The 17,605-nt window shown below is 68.4% G+C and carries 18 protein-coding genes and 1 pseudogene; 15 read left to right on the top strand and 4 right to left on the bottom strand.

Annotated features, from left to right (window positions below; all coding sequences use genetic code 11):
* The first annotated feature begins 80 nt into the window (after positions 1–80).
* Complete coding sequence (locus BMY69_RS13160) at positions 81–926, top strand: helix-turn-helix transcriptional regulator (RefSeq protein ID WP_090178939.1); 846 nt, start codon at positions 81–83, stop codon at positions 924–926.
* Here the strand turns inward: BMY69_RS13160 and BMY69_RS13165 are convergent.
* Complete coding sequence (locus tag BMY69_RS13165; RefSeq protein ID WP_090178941.1) at positions 914–1,783, bottom strand: aldo/keto reductase family oxidoreductase; 870 nt, start codon at positions 1,781–1,783, stop codon at positions 914–916. The genes BMY69_RS13160 and BMY69_RS13165 overlap by 13 nt on opposite strands.
* A 116-nt stretch (positions 1,784–1,899) precedes the next feature.
* Here BMY69_RS13165 and BMY69_RS13170 point away from each other — a divergent pair, with 116 nt between their 5' ends.
* Positions 1,900–2,784, top strand: a complete 885-nt coding sequence (locus tag BMY69_RS13170) for a LysR substrate-binding domain-containing protein (protein ID WP_218143196.1) — start codon at positions 1,900–1,902, stop codon at positions 2,782–2,784.
* A 9-nt stretch (positions 2,785–2,793) separates the two neighbouring features.
* On the opposite strand, the gene BMY69_RS13175 is transcribed toward BMY69_RS13170, so the two are convergent.
* Positions 2,794–3,711, bottom strand: a complete 918-nt coding sequence (locus BMY69_RS13175) for a LysR family transcriptional regulator (RefSeq protein WP_090178946.1) — start codon at positions 3,709–3,711, stop codon at positions 2,794–2,796.
* A 194-nt stretch (positions 3,712–3,905) separates the two neighbouring features.
* Here BMY69_RS13175 and BMY69_RS13180 point away from each other — a divergent pair, with 194 nt between their 5' ends.
* The 5 genes and pseudogenes from BMY69_RS13180 to tadA all read left to right on the top strand — a co-directional run bounded on the left by BMY69_RS13180 (position 3,906) and on the right by tadA (position 8,037).
* Positions 3,906–4,916, top strand: coding sequence for an aldo/keto reductase (locus BMY69_RS13180; protein WP_090178947.1), 1,011 nt, complete (start codon positions 3,906–3,908; stop codon positions 4,914–4,916).
* Between the two features lie 86 nt (positions 4,917–5,002).
* Positions 5,003–6,076: pseudogene (locus BMY69_RS13185) on the top strand (NADH:flavin oxidoreductase/NADH oxidase); the annotation flags it as partial.
* A gap of 311 nt (positions 6,077–6,387) precedes the next feature.
* A complete protein-coding gene (locus BMY69_RS13190) occupies positions 6,388–6,849 on the top strand; it encodes a nuclear transport factor 2 family protein (protein ID WP_090053356.1) in 462 nt (153 codons plus the stop codon).
* 77 nt (positions 6,850–6,926) lie between these two features.
* Positions 6,927–7,478, top strand: coding sequence for a DNA-3-methyladenine glycosylase I (locus tag BMY69_RS13195; protein WP_090179425.1), 552 nt, complete (start codon positions 6,927–6,929; stop codon positions 7,476–7,478).
* A 127-nt stretch (positions 7,479–7,605) separates the two neighbouring features.
* A complete protein-coding gene (tadA, locus tag BMY69_RS13200) occupies positions 7,606–8,037 on the top strand; it encodes a tRNA adenosine(34) deaminase TadA (RefSeq protein ID WP_090055695.1) in 432 nt (143 codons plus the stop codon).
* Here the strand turns inward: tadA and BMY69_RS13205 are convergent.
* Both BMY69_RS13205 and BMY69_RS13210 read right to left on the bottom strand, forming a co-directional pair.
* Complete coding sequence (locus BMY69_RS13205) at positions 8,034–8,867, bottom strand: NAD-dependent protein deacetylase (protein ID WP_090178952.1); 834 nt, start codon at positions 8,865–8,867, stop codon at positions 8,034–8,036. The two genes, tadA and BMY69_RS13205, sit on opposite strands and share 4 nt — an antisense overlap.
* Positions 8,864–9,700 (bottom strand): hypothetical protein, encoded by an 837-nt coding sequence (locus tag BMY69_RS13210; RefSeq protein ID WP_090178955.1) that lies wholly within the window; start codon positions 9,698–9,700, stop codon positions 8,864–8,866. Before BMY69_RS13210 ends, BMY69_RS13205 begins: the two co-directional genes overlap by 4 nt.
* An 83-nt stretch (positions 9,701–9,783) precedes the next feature.
* Between BMY69_RS13210 and BMY69_RS13215 the strand changes: the two genes are divergently transcribed.
* The 8 genes from BMY69_RS13215 (at position 9,784) to BMY69_RS13250 (ending at position 17,571) form a co-directional block, all read left to right on the top strand.
* Positions 9,784–10,431 carry a response regulator gene (locus BMY69_RS13215; protein WP_177191169.1) on the top strand — a complete coding sequence of 216 codons (648 nt, stop codon included), beginning with the start codon at positions 9,784–9,786 and terminating at the stop codon, positions 10,429–10,431.
* Positions 10,432–10,621: 190 nt separating this feature from the next.
* On the top strand, positions 10,622–12,265 hold the full coding sequence (gene pgm / locus BMY69_RS13220; protein ID WP_090178960.1) for a phosphoglucomutase (alpha-D-glucose-1,6-bisphosphate-dependent): 1,644 nt from the start codon (positions 10,622–10,624) through the stop codon (positions 12,263–12,265).
* Positions 12,266–12,327: 62 nt separating this feature from the next.
* Positions 12,328–12,891: an inosine/xanthosine triphosphatase gene (yjjX, locus tag BMY69_RS13225; protein ID WP_090178963.1), complete on the top strand. Its 564-nt coding sequence runs from the start codon at positions 12,328–12,330 to the stop codon at positions 12,889–12,891.
* A 155-nt stretch (positions 12,892–13,046) separates the two neighbouring features.
* Positions 13,047–14,540 (top strand): glucose-6-phosphate dehydrogenase, encoded by a 1,494-nt coding sequence (gene zwf, locus BMY69_RS13230; RefSeq protein WP_090178966.1) that lies wholly within the window; start codon positions 13,047–13,049, stop codon positions 14,538–14,540.
* Positions 14,541–14,649: 109 nt separating this feature from the next.
* Positions 14,650–15,108 (top strand): peptide-methionine (R)-S-oxide reductase MsrB, encoded by a 459-nt coding sequence (msrB, locus tag BMY69_RS13235; protein WP_090178969.1) that lies wholly within the window; start codon positions 14,650–14,652, stop codon positions 15,106–15,108.
* Positions 15,105–15,614 (top strand): peptide-methionine (S)-S-oxide reductase MsrA, encoded by a 510-nt coding sequence (msrA, locus tag BMY69_RS13240; protein ID WP_090178973.1) that lies wholly within the window; start codon positions 15,105–15,107, stop codon positions 15,612–15,614. Before msrB ends, msrA begins: the two co-directional genes overlap by 4 nt.
* A 182-nt stretch (positions 15,615–15,796) precedes the next feature.
* Positions 15,797–16,819: a sensor histidine kinase gene (locus BMY69_RS13245; protein WP_177191170.1), complete on the top strand. Its 1,023-nt coding sequence runs from the start codon at positions 15,797–15,799 to the stop codon at positions 16,817–16,819.
* Positions 16,816–17,571, top strand: a complete 756-nt coding sequence (locus tag BMY69_RS13250) for a LytR/AlgR family response regulator transcription factor (protein ID WP_090178978.1) — start codon at positions 16,816–16,818, stop codon at positions 17,569–17,571. Before BMY69_RS13245 ends, BMY69_RS13250 begins: the two co-directional genes overlap by 4 nt.
* The last annotated feature ends 34 nt before the right edge of the window (positions 17,572–17,605 follow it).

Raw genomic sequence — 17,605 nt, forward strand, 5'->3', positions numbered from 1 at the left:
CTCGTTGGAATGGCGCTACTCTGGGCCGGCCGGTTATCCGGGTGAAGTAGTGACGTTATACGGGTAAGAGGACTAACAGGATGAGCGAATCGGCCGCCTTCGCGGACAACAGCCTCGGCGCATATCTGCGCGACCGCCGCACGAAGCTGGATCCCGCCGCCTTCGGTTTTTCACTGACGCGGCGGCGCACGCCGGGTCTGCGCCGCGAGGAGGTCGCGCAGCGCGCGAACGTCAGCGCGACCTGGTACACATGGCTCGAGCAGGGCCGTGGCGGCGCACCGTCCGCCGACGTGCTCGACCGCATCGCACGTGCGCTGATGCTCACGGACGTCGAACGGGAGCATCTGTTCCTGATCGGCCTGGGGCGCGCGCCGGACGTGCGCTATCGGGCGATCGACGGCGTGTCGCCGCGGCTCCAGCGCGTGCTCGACGCCCTCGAGCTGAGTCCCGCCATCGTCCGCACGGCCACCTGGGACGTCGTCGCCTGGAACCACGCCGCGGCCGCCGTGCTGACCGATTACGCGACGCTCGCGCCCAGGGAGCGCAACGTGCTGCGATTGATGTTCGGCCGTCCGGACGTCCGTGCGCGGCAGCCGGAATGGGAAAGCGTGGCGCGCTTCGTCGTCGCCTCGTTCCGGGCGGATGCCGCCCGGGTCGGCGCGGGCCGTGAGATGCAGGGTTTCGTGGACGAGATGTGCCGGCTCAGCCCCGAGTTCGCATCGATGTGGCGGGATCACGACGTGCGCGCGCAGGGTGAAGGCACGAAGGTGCTGCGTCACGGCGCGCTCGGCGACATCGCATTGGAATACTCGTCGTTCGCGGTGGACGGTCGGCCGGACCTGAGCATGGTCGTGTACAACGCGGCGTCGCCAGGCGACGCCGCGCGCATCCGCACGTTGATCGACGAAAAGCGTCAGGCGCGCTGAGCGATGCCGTCGAGCGTCGCCACCGCGTCGGCCGGAAGCGCGAGCTCCCCGGCCCGGAGGTTGTCCTGGAGGTGCGCCACCGACGACGTGCCCGGGATCAGCAGGATGTTCGGCGAGCGCTGCAGGAGCCACGCGAGGGCGACCTGCAAGGGGCTGGCGTCGAGCCGGCGCGCCACGTCGGAGAGGGCATCCGACTGCAGCGGGCTGAAACCGCCCAGCGGGAAGAACGGCACGTAGGCGATGCCGTCCTTCGCCAGCGCGTCGATGAGATCGTCGTCGCCGCGGTGCGCCAGGTTGTACTGGTTCTGCACGCAGACGATCTCGCAGATGTCACGGCCCTCCGCCACCTGTGCGGGCGTCACGTTGCTCAGCCCGATGTGGCGCACCAGCCCCTGTTGCCGGAGTTCGGCGAGGACTTCGAGCTGTTGCCTGATCGAGCCCTCGGCCGGGCCGTGCACGTCGAACATGATGCGCAGGTTCACCACGGGCAGCGCATCCAGTCCGAGGTGGCGCAGGTTGTCATGGACGGCCGAGCGGAGCTCGTCGGGAGAATATGCCGGGAGCCACGCGGCCTTGTCGTCGCGGCGCGCGCCGATCTTCGTGCACAGGGTCAGGTCGTCGGGGTAGGGCGACAGGGCTTCGCGAATGATCTGGTTGGTGACGTGCGGGCCGTAGAAGTCGCTGGTGTCGATGTGGTTCACGCCGGCCTCGACCGCGGCGCGCAGGACGGCGACGGCGGCGGCGCGATCCTTCGGCGGGCCGAACACGCCGGGGCCGGCGAGCTGCATGGCGCCGTAGCCGAGACGGTTCACGGTGCGGTCGCCGAGGCGATAGGTGGTCTGCGATGCAATGGTCATGATGGCATCTCTCGTTGGGGTGGGAGAACGATAGGCCCACCCGCGGCGTTCGATAACCCGGTACGATCCGCACACGTTGTGCGGAATGGCGGACAATGAAACTCGATCTGAATGACCTGAACGCGTTCGTCGTGGTGGCCCGGGCAGGTGGATTTCGCGAAGGCGCCCGGTTGAGCGGTGGCAGCGCGTCGGCGCTCAGCGAGGCCGTGCGACGCGTCGAGGCCCAGATGGGCGTGCGCCTGATGCACCGGACGACGCGGAGCGTCGCGCTGACCGAAGCGGGCCAGGGGCTGCTCGACCGGCTCGCCCCGGCGCTTGGCGAAGTGGAATCGGCCGTGGACGCCGTGAACCGCTACCGCGACCGTCCGGCCGGCACGCTGAAGCTCAACGTGCCGCTCAGCGCCGCCCGGCTCGTCCTGCCGGCGATCGTGTCGCCGTTCCTCGCCGCGTATCCGGACGTGCGCCTGGACGTCACCGTGGACGAGAGCTTCGTCGATGTCCTCGCCGCGGGGGCGGATGCCGGCATTCGTTACGACGAGCGGCTCGAACAGGACATGATCGCCGTGCCGATCGGGCCGCGGGTCCAACGCATGGTGGCTGCCGCGTCGCCGGCCTACCTCGCCGCGCATGGCCAACCGGCGCACCCGCGCGACCTGATCGGGCACGCGTGCCTTCGCGGCCGGTTCCCGAGCGGCAACAAGCCGCCGTGGGAGTTCGAACGCGACGGAGAGACCGTGGTCGTCGATCCCGGCGGCCCGTTGGTGGTCGGTCTCGGCGGTGCGGCCGATCTGGCGGTGGACGCGGCCATCGGGGGCACCGGCATCGTGTATCTGTTCGAGGACTGGCTCGCGCCACACCTGCGCAGCGGCGCGCTGGTTCCGGTGCTCGAGGACTGGTGGCCGGCCTTTCCGGGGCCGTACCTCTACTACCCAGGGCGGCGGCTGGTGCCGGGGCCTTTGAAGGCCTTCGTGGCCTTCGTTCGCGAACATGCGACGTCCTGAGTCACGCCGTCAGGGCCGCCAGGCTTCCTTCGACGGAATGCGTTCGGCGATGAAATCGACGAAGGCGCGAACGCGCGTGGCGAGGTGCTCGTGGCCGACGAAGACGGCGTGCACGACCTGCAGGTCGCCGGGGTTGTACCGCTCCAGCACCGGCACGAGGTGGCCGGCCTCGATGTCGCGCTCCACGTGGTAGGTCGACAGGCGTGCGATGCCAAGGCCCTCGAGCGCCATGCGGCGCATCGTCTCGCCGTTGTTCACCTGGAAGTTGCCGCGCACGGGGATCGGCTTCTGCTGGCCGGAGTCCGGATCGAGGAACGGCCATTCGTGGAACGTCCTGCCCAGGTTGAAGGTGAGGCAATTGTGCCGGGCCAGGTCCGCCGGAATCTCCGGCACGCCGTGGCGCTCGAGATACGAAGGCGAAGCGAACGCGATGAAGCGCGCTTCGCCGATGCGCCGCGCCTTGAGGCCGGAGTCGGGTAGCGCGCCCACGCGTATCGCCACGTCCGCGCGATGCTCGATGAGGTCCACCATGTTGTCGTTGAGCGAGAGGTCGAGCTCGACACGCGGGTACGCGGCGAGGAAGGCGGGCACCAGCGGCACGATCCGCCGGACGCCGAACGAGACGGACGCGTTGACCCGTAGCTTGCCCGAAGGCGTCGCCGCGCCACCATGGGCGACGAGCCGTTCCGCTTCGTCGATATCGGCCAGGACGCGCAACGCGCGCTCGTAATACGTGTCGCCTTCCGGCGTCAGCTGCAGCGTCCGCGTCGTGCGCACGATGAGGCGCGTGCCGAGACGCGCCTCCAGCCTCGCCACGATCTTGCTGATGGCGGATGGCGATAGACCAAAGCTTCGCGCCGCCGCGGCGAAACTGCCGGTCTGCACCACGCGCATGAAGGCTTCCATTTCCCCGGCCCGGTTGTCCATGGCGTGCCTCACTCATGAAAAAAAGGAAAGAGTGTCTATACGGCCGGCGAGCTTGTGGCTCGGTCCTCCGCGTTTCATATTAGTCCGCATCGGGTCGCCGGGGCACGTTCGCCTCGCAGGCATTCGCGATCGCCAGTATCGAATGGCCGCACCGAGCGCCCACCGTCATACCTAACGTCATCATCGGAGCACCCATGAGCATTCGTCAGTTCCTTCCCCACGGCCCCCTCGGCTTCGGCACGGCGCCGCTCGGCAACATGTTCCGCGACATCCCCGAAGACGAGGCGCTGGCGACCGTCGACGCCGCCTGGGACGCGGGCACCCGCTTTTTCGATACCGCGCCCTTCTACGGCGCCGGTCTGGCGGAGATCCGTCTCGGCAAGGCGCTGGCGAAGCACAAGCGCGACGACTACGTGCTGGCCACCAAGGTCGGTCGCGTGATCCTCGACGAGGTCGACCCGAACCAGAAGCTGGGCCAGTCCGGGCAGCTGTTCGCCGCCGGTCTGCCGAACAAGGTGGTGAACGACTACTCGGAGAAGGGCACCATGCTCTCCATCGAGGGCAGCCTCAAGCGCCTTGGCGTCGACCACATCGACTTCGTCTGGGTGCACGACGTGGCGCAGGATTTCTACAAGGACGAATGGCTGGCCATGTTCGAGTCGGCCCGCACCGGCGCGTTCCGCGCGCTCGATCGCCTGCGCGACGAAGGCGTGATCAAGGGCTGGGGCCTCGGCGTGAACAAGACCGAGCCGGTCGAGATCCTGCTCGGTCTCGACGCGCCGCGCCCCGATGCGACACTGCTCGCGGGCCGTTACACGTTGCTGGACCATGCGCACGCGCTGCAGCGCCTGATGCCTGCCGCGGCGGCGCAGGGCGTGGACATCGTCGTCGGCGGCCCGTACAGCTCCGGCATCCTCGCCGGCGGAAAGCACTTCGAATACGCCGAAGCCTCGCCCGAGATCATCGCGAAGGTCGAGAAGATCAAGGCGGCTGCCGAACGCTTCGGCGTGCCGATCAAGGCGGCCGCGCTGCAGTTCTCGCTGGCCAACCCGGCGGTTGCCGCGGTGATTCCGGGCGCGAGCAAGCCGGAGCGCATCCGCGAGGATCACGCCGCGCTCGCCGCGACCATCCCGGCCGACTTCTGGCGCGAACTCCGCGCGCAGGGTCTCGTCGCCCCGGACGCGCCGCTGCCGATCGACCGCTAAGTATCGCCAAGCGCCGGCACACCGTCATGGGCGAACCTGTGACGGTGTCCCCAAGCTCCCTCGCACTCATCCTCCAGGAGTCTCCCATGGCGCATCCCGCGCTGTTCAAACCGCTTCGCGTCCGCAATCTCGAACTCGCCAACCGCATCGTGATCGCGCCCATGTGCCAGTACTCGGCCGAGGACGGCCGCATGACCGACTGGCACCACATCCACCTCGGCCAGCTCGCCATGTCGGGCGCCGCGCTGCTGACGATCGAGGCCAGCGCCGTGCTGCCGGAAGGCCGCATCACCTGGGGCGACGTCGGCCTGTATGACGACGCCACCGAAGAGGCGATGCGCGTCACGCTGGAAAGCGTGCGCCGCTGGTCGGACGCCGTCGTCGGCATCCAGCTCGGTCACGCCGGTCGCAAGGCCTCGACCGAAGTGCCGTGGGCCGGCGGCCATCAGATCGCACCGGACGATGCGCATGGCTGGCAGACCGTCGCGCCGTCCGCGATTCCGTTCGATCCGGGCACGCACGCTCCGGTCGCGCTCGATCGCGACGGCATGGTGCGCATTCGTGACGCCTTCGCAGCCGCCGCGAAGCGCGCCGCGCGCATCGGCCTCGATTTCGTGCAGATCCATGCCGCGCACGGTTACCTGCTGCACCAGTTCCTCTCGCCGCTGTCGAACCAGCGCACGGACGAATACGGCGGCTCGCTCGAGAACCGCATGCGCTTCCCGCTCGAAGTGTTCGATGCCGTGCGCGCGGCGTTCCCGGCCGATCGGGCGGTGACGGTCCGCGTCTCGGCGACCGACTGGGTCGAGAGCGGCTGGGATCTCGAGCAGACCCTCGCGTTCTCGAAAGCGCTCGAGGCGCGCGGCGTCGACGCCATCCACGTGTCGACCGGCGGCCTCCATCCGGCGCAGAAGATTCCCGTGGGGCCGAGCTACCAGGTGCCGTTCGCGCGCGCAGTGAAGCAGGCGGTGTCCGTGCCGGTGGTGGCGGTCGGCCTCATCACGAGTCCCGAGCAGGCCGAAGCGATCGTCGCGACCGGCGACGCGGATCTGATCGCCCTTGCCCGCACCGTGCTCTACGACCCGCGCTGGCCGTGGCATGCCGCGGCCGAGCTGGGCGCCACCCTGCGCGCACCGAAACAGTACCTGCGCTCGCAGCCGTCGAAGCACCGTCACCTGTTCGGCGTCGACGGTCCGGTCGGCCCGACGCCGACCTGGGTGCGCGATGACGACGGCGCGTATCGCTGAGCTGCCGACGACGTAGACAGGAGCGCGCCTTGCGCGTGACATCGTTCGAGGCCTCACCCTGGAGCCGGCGCGCCAGCTCCAGGGTGGTGGCGAAGAGCTGTCGCGCGCTTCGGCGCGCTCCTACCTCGCGACCGCGCGCCGAGGCGTCGCCGCATTACGGAATTGTGCAAGCCTCCCCGGAGGCGTGTCGCTACCATCGGACGCCCGTCACTGGAGTTCCGGCCATGGCCGCACCGTTTCCGCCTTTCACCCACGAAACCGCCGTGCAGAAGGTTCGCCTCGCCGAGGACGGCTGGAACAGCCGGAATCCGGAGAAGGTGTCGCTGGCGTACAGCCCGGACAGCCAATGGCGCAATCGCGCCGAGTTCGCGACCGGGCGCGAGGAGATCGTCGCCTTCCTGACCCGCAAGTGGCAGAAGGAGCACGAATACCGCCTGATCAAGGAGCTCTGGGCGTTTACCGGCGATCGCATCGCCGTCCGTTTCGCCTATGAATGGCACGACGACAGCGGCAACTGGTTCCGGTCGTACGGCAACGAGAACTGGGAATTCGACGAGAAGGGCGAGATGCACCACCGCTATGCGTGCATCAACGATCTTCCCATCAAGGAAAGCGAGCGCAAGTTCCACTGGCCGCAGGGTCGTCGTCCCGACGATCATCCGGGTCTCTCCGATCTCGGCCTCTGACGCCCGTCGCAAGAAAGGGATGGCGCGGCGATCGATGACGCGTGATCATGGCCGACCGACGGTTGGACACGACGATCATGAGCAAGGAACCGAAGCGCTGCGCCTGGGCCGGTAGCGACCCGCTGTACACGGCGTACCACGACGCCGAGTGGGGCGTGCCGCTGCACGATTCGCGCATGCTCTGGGAACAGCTGATGCTCGAAGGCTTCCAGGCCGGGCTCTCGTGGATCACCATCCTGCGCAAGCGCGAGAACTTCCGGGATGCGTTCAAGGGATTCGATCCCGCCCGGGTCGCGCGTTTCGGCGAGAAGGACATCGCCCGGCTGCTCGACAACGCCGGCATCATCCGCTCGCGCGCGAAGATCGAGGCCACCATCAACGGGGCTCGCATCTACGAAGCCATGCGAGAGCGCGGCGAAGACTTCGACGCGTATTGCTGGTCGTTCACGGACGGCAAGGTCATCCGCGGCGACGGGCGCAGCGTTCCGGCACAGACGCCGTTATCGGTGACGATTTCGAAAGACCTCAAGAAGCGCGGCTTCAAGTTCGTGGGTCCCACGATCACGTACGCCTGGATGCAGGCGGTAGGGATCGTCGACGACCACGCCCTCGGGTGCTTCCGGCGCTAGCGCGCCCATCGACGGCGCCGGAGTGCCGTAGAATCCGCGCTTGCCTTCCCGGAACGCCGCCTTGCTCCCGCCCGACAGCCCGCTCCTCTCCGCCGCCCCCGTGTTCGACGACGCCGACCGCGCGTGGATGGCGCGCGCGCTCGAACTCGCGGCCCATGCGCGCGATGCGGAGGGCGAGGTGCCGGTGGGCGCGGTGCTGGTGCTCGATGGCGCGATGGTGGGCGAGGGCTGGAACCGCAACATCACGCTGAACGATCCCACGGCGCATGCGGAGATCCAGGCCCTACGTGCCGCGGGCCAGGCGCTGTCCAACTATCGTTTCCCCGGCGCGACCCTTTACGTGACCCTCGAGCCCTGCGCGATGTGCGCGATGGCGATGGTGCACGCGCGCGTCGCGCGGGTGGTCTTCGGTGCCACCGATCCCAAGACGGGCGCTGCCGGCAGCGTGTTCGACACGCTGGTGTCCCCGCGTCACAACCATCGCGTGGCGGTGGCGGGCGGCCTCCAGGCCGAGGCGGCCGGCGACATGCTGCGCGCGTTCTTCCGCGCGCGGCGCTAGGCCCAGGGGGCGAGCGCGTCGGCGCAGGAACGCTCGACCTTGAGCGTGATCAGCGCATCGGCCCGGGTGACCCCGAGGTTGACGGAGGCGATGGGCAGGCCACGGCGCGATGCTTCGAGCACGAAGCGGTAGCCCGAATACACCATCAGCGACGATCCGACGACCAGCATGGCGCTCGCGCGGGCAAGGTGCGCCCACGCGGTATCGACCCGTGCGCGCGGCACGTTCTCGCCGAAGAAGACGACGTCGGGCTTCAGGATGCCGCCGCAGACGGTGCAGGGCGGGATGTGGAAGCCGGAGAAGTCGACGCCGTCGAGATCCGCGTCGCCATCCGGCGCGATGGTCGCCTGCATCGCCAGCCAGTCCGGGTTCGCCTCGCCGAGCCGGTGCTGCATGGTTTCGCGCATCGTGATGTCGCCGCATTGCATGCAGCGGACGCGGTCGAGGCGGCCATGCAGGTCCACCACGTTGATGCTCCCCGCGCGCTCGTGCAGTCCGTCGACGTTCTGCGTCAGCAGGAGTTCGATCCGTCCCGCGCGCTCCATGGCGGCGAGCGCGCGGTGCGCGACGTTCGGCTGCACCGCGGCGAAATGGCGCCATCCGATCATGCCGCGCGCCCAGTAACGCGCGCGTGCCGGCGGGCCGCTCATGAACATCTGCAGGGTCATGGGCGGGCTGCGTTTCCATGCGCCCTGGTCGTCACGATAGTCGGGAATGCCGGAATCGGTGCTGATGCCGGCGCCCGTCAGCACGAAAAGCCGAGGATGGGCTTCGACGAAATCGCGCAGGGCGGTATCGACGGTGTCGGGAGTGGCGGAGAGCGTGGTCACGGTCCGTGACTATAGCCGATCGGTCCGGCGTGTTCGCGGAGCATCGAGAGCACCTCGGCCGCGTCGCCGGCGAAGCGGCGGATGGCGCGGTCCAGGTTCGGCTGGCGTCCGCGTTCGAGGTCGCGTTCCAGGGTCAGACCGGTGCGCGCGAGATCGCTGGCTTCCGCCATGCCGAGCGCCCCGGAGACCCGGTGCAGCCAGGCCTGGAGTTCGTCCGCGCCGGGGCGGGAGAGCAGGGCGTCGAGCTCGGCGAGATCGCGCGTGAGCGCATGGTCGAGCGCGACGATCACTTCGCGCAGCGCGGCGTCGCCGCCAAGGGTCGTACGCAGGGCCTCCACGTCGATACACGGGGACGGGCGGGGCAGATCGAACCCGAGCTCGACGATGGCACGGTGGCCGATGTCGTCGCCGGTCTCCGTGTGCACGACACCGCCGAGCGCCGCGACCTGCGCCGACGCCTCGCGCAGGCGACGGTCGTCCGGCACCGGCGAGGTCTGCTCGTCCGCCACGGTGAAGTGCAGGATCTGCGATCCGCTGCCGTCTCCGACGACGTCGACATGCAGCGCGACGCGCCACGTTCGCCGCTCCAGCGCACGATCGAGCAGCAGGCGCAGGGCGTTGCCGAGCGGGCCGAAATCGCCTTCGAGATCGGGAGCCAGCGCAGGGTCGACCTCGAGCTCAAGCCGCATGCCGCGGGCACGCGCTTCCGCCGCGTAATGCCGCCCGAGCCGCGCGAGGAGTTCGGGCAGGCTGGCACTCGCGCTTAAGCGCGTGCGGAAGCCGATCGCACGCACGGCGGAGCGTATGCGGACGATGCGCCGGCGTAGTGGCATCGGAAGTCGCGATGTGCTCAACTCAGGCCCCCGTCGACGGTGCCCCAGACCCGCCCGCCGCGGACTGGACAGGCAGGATAAGGATGAATCGCATGGTCTACCGCGTCATGCTGGCGGACGATCACCCGGTGGTATTGAAGGGACTCGGCCTGGCGCTCGCGAGGAACGCGCTGGCGACGGTGGTCGGCGAGGCGCAGTCGCCCGAGGAACTGCTGGCGATGCTCGAATGCACGCCGTGCGACGCCGTCATCACGGATTTCAGCATGCCGGGGCTCGGGCACGACGGACTGGCGCTCTTGCGCGAGTTGCGCCGCCTCTACCCGGACCTCCCCGTGATGGTCATCACGACGCTCGCCAACCCGGCGCTGTATCGGGAGATCATGGGCACGGGCGTGCTCGGGCTGATCGGAAAATCGGGCGACGCGCGGGAGATTCCCGAAGCGCTGGTGCAGATCGTTTCGAACCATGTCTACCTGGGTGCCTCCGTACGCGAAGTGATCGGCGCGCCGCAGCGCGAACCGATCGGAAAGTCGGGCACGCTGGCGGACCTGTCGCCGCGCGAGCTCAAGATCCTGCGGCTGTTCGCCGCCGGGAACAGTGTGACGGACATCGCCCGGGCGACGGGCCGCGGTCTGTCCACCGTCAGTCAGCAGAAGAAGAACGCCATGCGCAAGCTGGGGCTGGAGACCGAGGCCGAGATCTTCGAGTACATCGATCGCCTGCGTCTGTAGTCCGTTTCCTCGACCTGGGTCACGATAACCATGCCGGGCGCCCGCGGACATGGAAGAAATCGGAAAACGCGTCGTATGCTTGGGGGCCGGGCGCGCCGTGCACGCGCGCTTGACAACCGTGGCCGGTCGCCCGGCCTACAATGCCGCGCCCGGCGCGAAGCCCGAACAAGAGCACGAGGAGTAACCATCGGTGAGTGCCAACATCAGCCCGCTCGCGGGCAAGCCGGCGACGGAAGGCAAGCTGGTCGACGTCGCCGCCCTCGTCGCGGCGTATGCGGATCTGAAACCCGATCCGTCGGTGCCGGAACAGCGGGTGGCCTTCGGTACCTCGGGCCATCGCGGCTCTTCGTTCGACCGCTCGTTCAACGAATGGCACGTGCTCGCCGTGGTCCAGGCCATATGCGAGTACCGCGCGGAGCAGGGCATCGACGGTCCGGTCTTCGTCGGCATCGACACGCATGCCCTGTCGGGTCCGGCGTTCGAGAGCACGCTGGAAGTGCTCGCCGGCAACGGTGTGCAGACCCTGGTCTCGACGGGTGGCGAATTCACTCCGACGCCCGCGCTATCCCATGCGATCCTCGTCCATAACCGCGGTCGCGAGCGCGGCCTCGCCGATGGCATCGTCATCACGCCTTCGCACAATCCGCCCGACAGCGGCGGCATCAAGTACAACCCGCCCAACGGCGGGCCGGCCGACACCGACGCCACGGGCTGGATCGCGAAGCGCGCGAACGCCCTCATCGAAGGCGGTCTGCGTGAGGTGAAACGGCTGCCGTACGCGCAGGCGCGCAAGGCGTCGACGACCCGCGACTACGATTTCCTGCAGCGCTACGTCGGCGATCTGGGCAACGTGCTGGATCTCGAAGTCATCCGCGCCAGTGGCGTCCGCATGGGCGTCGATCCGCTGGGCGGTGCCGGTGTGCATTACTGGGCGGCGATCGGCGAGCTCTACGGCCTGAACCTCACCGTGGTGAGCGAAGTCGTCGACCCGACGTTCTCGTTCATGTCGCTCGACTGGGATGGCAAGGTGCGGATGGATCCGTCCTCGTCGTACGCGATGCGCCGCCTGATCGGCCTCAAGGACGATTACGACGTGGCGTTCGCGTGCGATACCGACCACGACCGCCACGGTGTGGTGGCGCCGGGCGCGGGCCTGATGCCCGCGAACCATTACCTCGCGACCGCGGCGTGGTACCTGTTCCAGAACCGTCCCGGCTGGCGGGCCGACGCGGCCGTGGGCAAGACGGCCGTCAGTACCGCGCTGCTCGACCGCGTCGCGAAGGACCTTGGCCGTCCGCTCCGCGAAGTGCCGGTCGGCTTCAAGTATTTCGTCTCGGGCCTGTTCGACGGCAGCCTCGGTTTCGGCTGCGAGGAGAGCGCCGGCGCATCGTTCCTCGCGAAGGACGCCTCGCCATGGTCGACGGACAAGGATGGCATCGTCGCCGCGTTGCTCGCCGGCGAGATGACCGCGCGCACCGGCTCCGATCCGGGCAAGCTCTATGCGGCCATCACCGCGAAGCTGGGCGAGCCCGCGAACGCTCGCATCGACGCGCCGGCCAACCACGCCCAGAAGGCGAAGCTGTCGAAACTGCAGCCGTCGCAGGTCACGTCAAAGACGCTGGCCGGCGATCCGATCGTCGAGGTGACCAACCAGGCCGGCGGCCAGGGCATCGGCGGCATCAAGGTGATCTCGGAGCAGGGCTGGTTCGCCGCGCGCCCGTCGGGCACCGAGGACATCTACAAGGTCTACGGCGAAAGCTTCCGCGGTGAAGCGCACCTGCGCGACGTGCTCGCCGAAGCCCAGGCCATGGTCGACCGCGCCCTCGCGGACTGATCGCGCGCGCTCGGCGGTCGCGGGCTGGTACCATCCCGCGATCGCCGCCAGGTTTTCCGCCGATGTCGCACGACACCTCGCCGATCCGCGTCATCGTCGGGTCGCGCAATCCCGTCAAGATCGGCGCCGTGCACAACGCACTGGCGCCGCTGTTCCCCGGCCGCCTGGTGCGATGCGAGGGCATGCATGCGCCGTCGGGCGTGCCCGACCAGCCGATGACCGCCGCCGAGACGCGGGAAGGCGCGCTCAACCGCATGAACTTCTGCCGACAGCACGCCGAGGCGGATTTCCACGTCGCGCTGGAAGGTGGGGTCGACGTGACGCAGGATGGCCCGGGCACGTTCGGATACGTCGCGATCGCCCACGGCAGCGATGTCTCGGTCGGTTGCAGCGCATGGCTACCGTTGCCCCTGGCGGTGTACGAGGCGCTGCTCGAGGGCGATGAACTGGGCGACGTCATGGACCGTCTGTTCGGTACGGTCAACATCAAGCAGCAAGGCGGCGCGATCGGCCTGGTCACCAACGGCCATGCCACCCGCGAGAGCGCCTACACGCAGGCGATGGTGCTGGCGATGGCGCCGTTCCTCCATCCGGAGCTGTACGGGCTGGATTCCTCGGCGACCTGATGCGCCGCGAGCGGAAACGATGCGCCTGCCGCATAACAGTTGTGCGCGCCGGTTAACGTTTTTTCCGCACTGCAACACTTGAATCGGCGAGGGGGCGCTCCATTGAGGATCGGGTACGACGGCGCGCCGTCCTTCCATCCCTGCCGGACTCCTCCATGAACGCCATCTCCCATTCCCTCGAACCGGTCGACTCCTTCGACTACGTGATCTTCGGCGCCACGGGCGACCTGACCATGCGCAAGCTTCTCCCGGCGCTGTACCGCCGTTTCGCGGAGGGGCAGGTGCCGGAAGACTCGCGGATCGTGGGCACCGCCCGTTCGCCGCTCGACGACGCCAGCTATCGCGAACGCGCGCGCAAGGCGCTCGGCGAACACGTGCGCGCCGAGGAGCTCGACGACGCGACGGTCGACCGTTTTCTCGGCCTGGTTCACTACGTGAGCCTCAACGGCGCGGAATCGACAGGCAACTGGGACGCGCTGAAATCCCTGCTCGCCTCGGGCGCGCCGGCCGCGGACCGGGTTCGCGTCTTCTACCTCGCCACGGCGCCGGATCTGTACGGCGACATCGCGCGCAACGTCGACGAGAAGGGCCTGCGTACCGATACCTCGCGCATCGTGCTCGAGAAGCCGATCGGCACCGATCTCGACACGGCCCGCAAGGTCAACGAAGGCGTCGGTCGCCATTTCCCGGAAAACAGCATCTTCCGCATCGATCACTACTTGGGCAAGGAAGCGGTGCAGAACATCATCGCGCTGCGCTTCGCCAACCCGATGCTGGAACGCATGTGGGACCGCGAGTCGATCGAGTACGTGCAGATCACCGCGGCGGAGACGGTCGGGCTGGAAGGTCGCGGCGGTTACTACGACGGGTCGGGCGCGCTGCGCGACATGATCCAGAACCATCTGCTGCAGGTGCTGACCGTGGTCGCCATGGAGCGCCCGGCTTCTCTCGACGCCGATGCGCTGCGCGACGAAAAGGTGCGCGTGCTGAAATCGCTCAAGCCGCTCGACCGTGCGAACCTGCGCGCCAACGTCTCGCGTGGCCAGTACGTGCAGGGCACCACCGGCGGCAAGCCGGTGCCCGCGTATCGTGAGGAACTCCCCGGCGAGACGCCGAGCAACACCGAGACCTTCGTGGCGCTGAAGGCGGAAATCGACACCCCGCGCTGGCAGGGCGTGCCGTTCTACCTGCGCTCGGGCAAGCGCATGCCCGAGAAGCTGACGGAAGTGGTGATCCAGTTCCGTGCCGGCGAGCCCGGTCTCTTCGGCGAGGCGCGTCCGGGCAGCCGTCTGGTGATCCGCGTGCAGCCGAACGAAAGCGTGACCCTCCCGCTCTTCGTCAAGCATCCGGGCAACAGCTTCGGCCTCGAGGAAGTCGATGCGCTCTCGCGTCTCGGCGAGCCGCGGCGCGTCGTCTTCCGCGATTCGTACGAGGGCCTGATGCTCGACGCGGTGAAGGGCAGCCCGGCGCTGTTCGTCCGCAAGGACGAGACCGAGGCCGCCTGGCAGTGGGTCACGCCGATCCTGGAAGGGTGGCGCGAGGACACGGCGGGCCCGGATACGTACGAGGCAGGCACCTGGGGCCCCGAATCGGCGCGCGAACTGCTCCGCCAGGCCGGTCACAGCTGGGTGGAAGACATCGCGGCCTGAGGCCTCCCATTGCATACAAGACGGCAGGCCACATTATGTGGAGAGTGCCGGCATGAGGGGTGTCGCACCCCCTGCCGGCTTCTCTTCTCCCTTCCCCCTGGAGGCCTCCATGACCGAGTATCGCAAGACGCCTGAAGCACTCGCGCGGCTGACCCCGGAGCAGTTCCGCGTCACGCAGCAGAGTGGCACCGAGCGCCCGTTCCACAACGAATTCCACGACAGCCATGCCGAGGGCATCTACGTGGACATCGTGTCGGGCGAGCCGTTGTTCTCGTCGCTCGACAAGTTCGACAGCGGTTGCGGCTGGCCGAGCTTCACCACGCCGCTGGAAGACTCGCACGTGGTCGAGCACCGCGATACCACGCACGGCATGATCCGCACCGAGGTGCGCTCGACGCACGCCGACAGCCATCTGGGCCACGTGTTCCCGGACGGCCCGCGCGATCGCGGCGGTCTGCGCTACTGCATCAATTCGGCGTCGCTACGCTTCGTTCCCGTCGCCGATCTCGAGAAGGAAGGCTACGGCCAGTACGCCAGCCTGTTCGCCAACAAGGGAGGTGCCGCATGAATGGCAAGACCGAACGCGCCGTCCTCGCCGGCGGTTGTTTCTGGGGCATGCAGGACCTGATCCGCAAGCAGCCCGGCGTGATCACCACCCGCGTGGGTTACACGGGCGGCGACGTGCCCAACGCGACGTACCGCAACCACGGCACGCACGCCGAGGCGATCGAGATCACCTTCGACCCGGCGAAGCTCAGCTATCGCAAGGTGCTGGAATTCTTCTTCCAGATCCATGATCCGACCACGCTGAACCGGCAGGGCAACGACCTGGGCCTCAGCTACCGCTCGGCGATCTACTACACGGACGAGGCCCAGAAGGCCACGGCCGAGGACACGATCGCGGACGTCAACGCCTCGGGCCTCTGGCCGGGCAAGGTCGTGACCGAGGTCGAGCCGGTGGGACCGTTCTGGGAAGCCGAGCCGGAGCACCAGGATTACCTGGAGAAGTACCCGAACGGTTACACCTGCCACTTCATCCGCCCGGACTGGGTCTTGCCGAAGCGGGCCGCCTGATCGCTTCCCCTGCCGGCTCTGGTATAAGGGCCGGCAGGGGACGTGCGTTCCGGCCGGTCGGGCCATCGACGCACGGATGAGGCGGGCGCCCGAGCCCGCCATGGCAGTCGGGGGTTCGAATCGACATGGATAGCGCGAATGCTGCGGACGCGCGTGGGTCTTTCTGGCATCGCCGGGGGCTCATGCTCTGGCTGGCGTTGCTGGTCGCCATCGCCGTGCTCCGCGCGACCAACCGTTACCTCGTGGACGTGGCCAACCACCACGTATCGCCATACCTGCCGAAGTTGCTCGAGGAGCTCACGGGCTCGCTCAGCTTCGGCGCCTTCCTTCCCGTCCTTTTCCTGATCCTGCGCCGGGTGCGCTGGACGTGGCTCACGCACCTGGCGATCTTCGCCGGTCTGTCGATCCTGCAGACCAGCGCGATGATCCTCCTGCGGCAGCTGGTGTTCGCTGCTGCGCGGCTCCCGGAATACGCGTACGGCTTCGGTGTCTGGCGCTACCTGATGGAAGTGCCGACGCAGCTGTTCTTCTACGTCGTCATCGTCACCGGCTTCTGGCTCTTCGAGCGCTACCGCGAGGGCAGGGCGCGCGAGCTTCGCGCCGCGCAGCTGGAGTCGGCATTGTCGGAGGCGCGCCTCGAGGCGCTGCGGCTGCAGCTGAACCCGCACTTCCTCTTCAACACGCTCAACGCCGTTTCCGAGCTGATGTACGAGCGCCCGCGCGTCGCCGACGAAATGCTCTCGCGGATCGGCGCGCTGCTCCGCGCCACGCTGTCCGCGAGCGGGCAGGAGCACAGTCTTTCCGACGAGTGGCGGCTGGTGTCGCTGTACACGGACATCCAGCGCGTGCGCTTCGGCGAAGGCCTCGACGTGTCGCTCGACAACGATCCGTCGCTCGACGAACTCCGCATTCCTTTCCTCCTGCTGCAGCCTCTGGTGGAAAACGCCATCGAGCACGGCGGCAGCGGCGACGAACGACGCGTGCGGATCGACGCGTCGCGTCAGTCGGGACGGCTCACCGTGCGTGTGCGCGATTCCGGCGGCGACAGGAACCCACGCGGCGGACACGGCATCGGGCTGGGCAACGTCGGAGCGCGGCTGCGTCATCTCTACGGCGACGACGCCGGCGTGCAGCTGGAGCCCGTCGCCGAGGGCGGGAGCGTGGTCACGGTCTGGCTGCCCGCGCGTCGTTGGGAGGCGGCATGACGCTGCGCGCGGTGGTCGTCGACGACGAGGCGCCCGCGCGGGCGAAGCTGCGTCGCTACCTCGCCGAATGCGACGGCGTGCGGTGGGTGGGCGAGGCGGTCGATGGCCCGTCGGCCGTCGCGCTGATCCACAAGGAACGTCCCGATGTCGTGTTCCTCGACATCAGCATGCCGGGCATGGACGGCTTCGGACTCCTGCAGGCGCTGGGCGATCCGCTGCCCGCCGAGATCGTGTTCGTCACGGCGCAGGACGACCAGGCGGTGCGCGCGTTCGAAGTGCACGCTTTCGACTACCTGCTCAAACCGGTCGGACCGGAACGGTTCGCGCGGGCCGTGCAGCGGCTGCGCGCGACCGTGTCGCCAGCGCTGGGTATCGCCGGGCGGGTCGACGGGCTGATCGACGGTGCGCCGCCGCCCGCCCATTACCTCGAACGCGTGCTGCTACCCGCCGGCGAGGGTGCGGAGCTGGTGCGCGTCGAGCGGATCGATCGCATCGAGGCGGACCGCAACTACCTCGACGTGCATGTGGACGGCCAGAGCTATCGCCTGCGCGGCACGCTCGACGCGATGCTCGGTCGCCTCCATCCCGCGCAGTTCGTCCGCGTGAACCGCTCGACGATCGTGCGCCTGGACGCCATCCGGCAGATCCAGCCCTGGCCAGACGGGGAGCGCAGGCTCCTCCTGGTCGATGGTGCCCGGGTGACCTGGACGAAGCGGTACCTGGCGAACGTGCCGGAAGGTCTCGGCGTCTAGACTTCCCACATAGATGAGCCTGGCCGGGGCGTTC

Source organism: Luteibacter sp. UNC138MFCol5.1 (assembly GCF_900110505.1).
Lineage (GTDB): Bacteria > Pseudomonadota > Gammaproteobacteria > Xanthomonadales > Rhodanobacteraceae > Luteibacter.

Bases quoted from the DNA above. Each gene is read 5' to 3' on its own strand.
- BMY69_RS13160 (WP_090178939.1), top strand. From the start codon at position 81: ATGAGCGAATCGGCCGCCTTCGCGGACAACAGCCTCGGCGCATATCTG.
- BMY69_RS13165 (WP_090178941.1), bottom strand. From the start codon at position 1,783: ATGACCATTGCATCGCAGACCACCTATCGCCTCGGCGACCGCACCGTG.
- BMY69_RS13175 (WP_090178946.1), bottom strand. From the start codon at position 3,711: ATGGACAACCGGGCCGGGGAAATGGAAGCCTTCATGCGCGTGGTGCAG.
- BMY69_RS13180 (WP_090178947.1), top strand. From the start codon at position 3,906: ATGAGCATTCGTCAGTTCCTTCCCCACGGCCCCCTCGGCTTCGGCACG.
- BMY69_RS13190 (WP_090053356.1), top strand. From the start codon at position 6,388: ATGGCCGCACCGTTTCCGCCTTTCACCCACGAAACCGCCGTGCAGAAG.
- BMY69_RS13195 (WP_090179425.1), top strand. From the start codon at position 6,927: ATGAGCAAGGAACCGAAGCGCTGCGCCTGGGCCGGTAGCGACCCGCTG.
- tadA (WP_090055695.1), top strand. From the start codon at position 7,606: ATGGCGCGCGCGCTCGAACTCGCGGCCCATGCGCGCGATGCGGAGGGC.
- BMY69_RS13210 (WP_090178955.1), bottom strand. From the start codon at position 9,700: ATGCCACTACGCCGGCGCATCGTCCGCATACGCTCCGCCGTGCGTGCG.
- BMY69_RS13215 (WP_177191169.1), top strand. From the start codon at position 9,784: ATGAATCGCATGGTCTACCGCGTCATGCTGGCGGACGATCACCCGGTG.
- yjjX (WP_090178963.1), top strand. From the start codon at position 12,328: ATGTCGCACGACACCTCGCCGATCCGCGTCATCGTCGGGTCGCGCAAT.
- zwf (WP_090178966.1), top strand. From the start codon at position 13,047: ATGAACGCCATCTCCCATTCCCTCGAACCGGTCGACTCCTTCGACTAC.
- msrB (WP_090178969.1), top strand. From the start codon at position 14,650: ATGACCGAGTATCGCAAGACGCCTGAAGCACTCGCGCGGCTGACCCCG.
- msrA (WP_090178973.1), top strand. From the start codon at position 15,105: ATGAATGGCAAGACCGAACGCGCCGTCCTCGCCGGCGGTTGTTTCTGG.
- BMY69_RS13245 (WP_177191170.1), top strand. From the start codon at position 15,797: ATGCTCTGGCTGGCGTTGCTGGTCGCCATCGCCGTGCTCCGCGCGACC.
- BMY69_RS13250 (WP_090178978.1), top strand. From the start codon at position 16,816: ATGACGCTGCGCGCGGTGGTCGTCGACGACGAGGCGCCCGCGCGGGCG.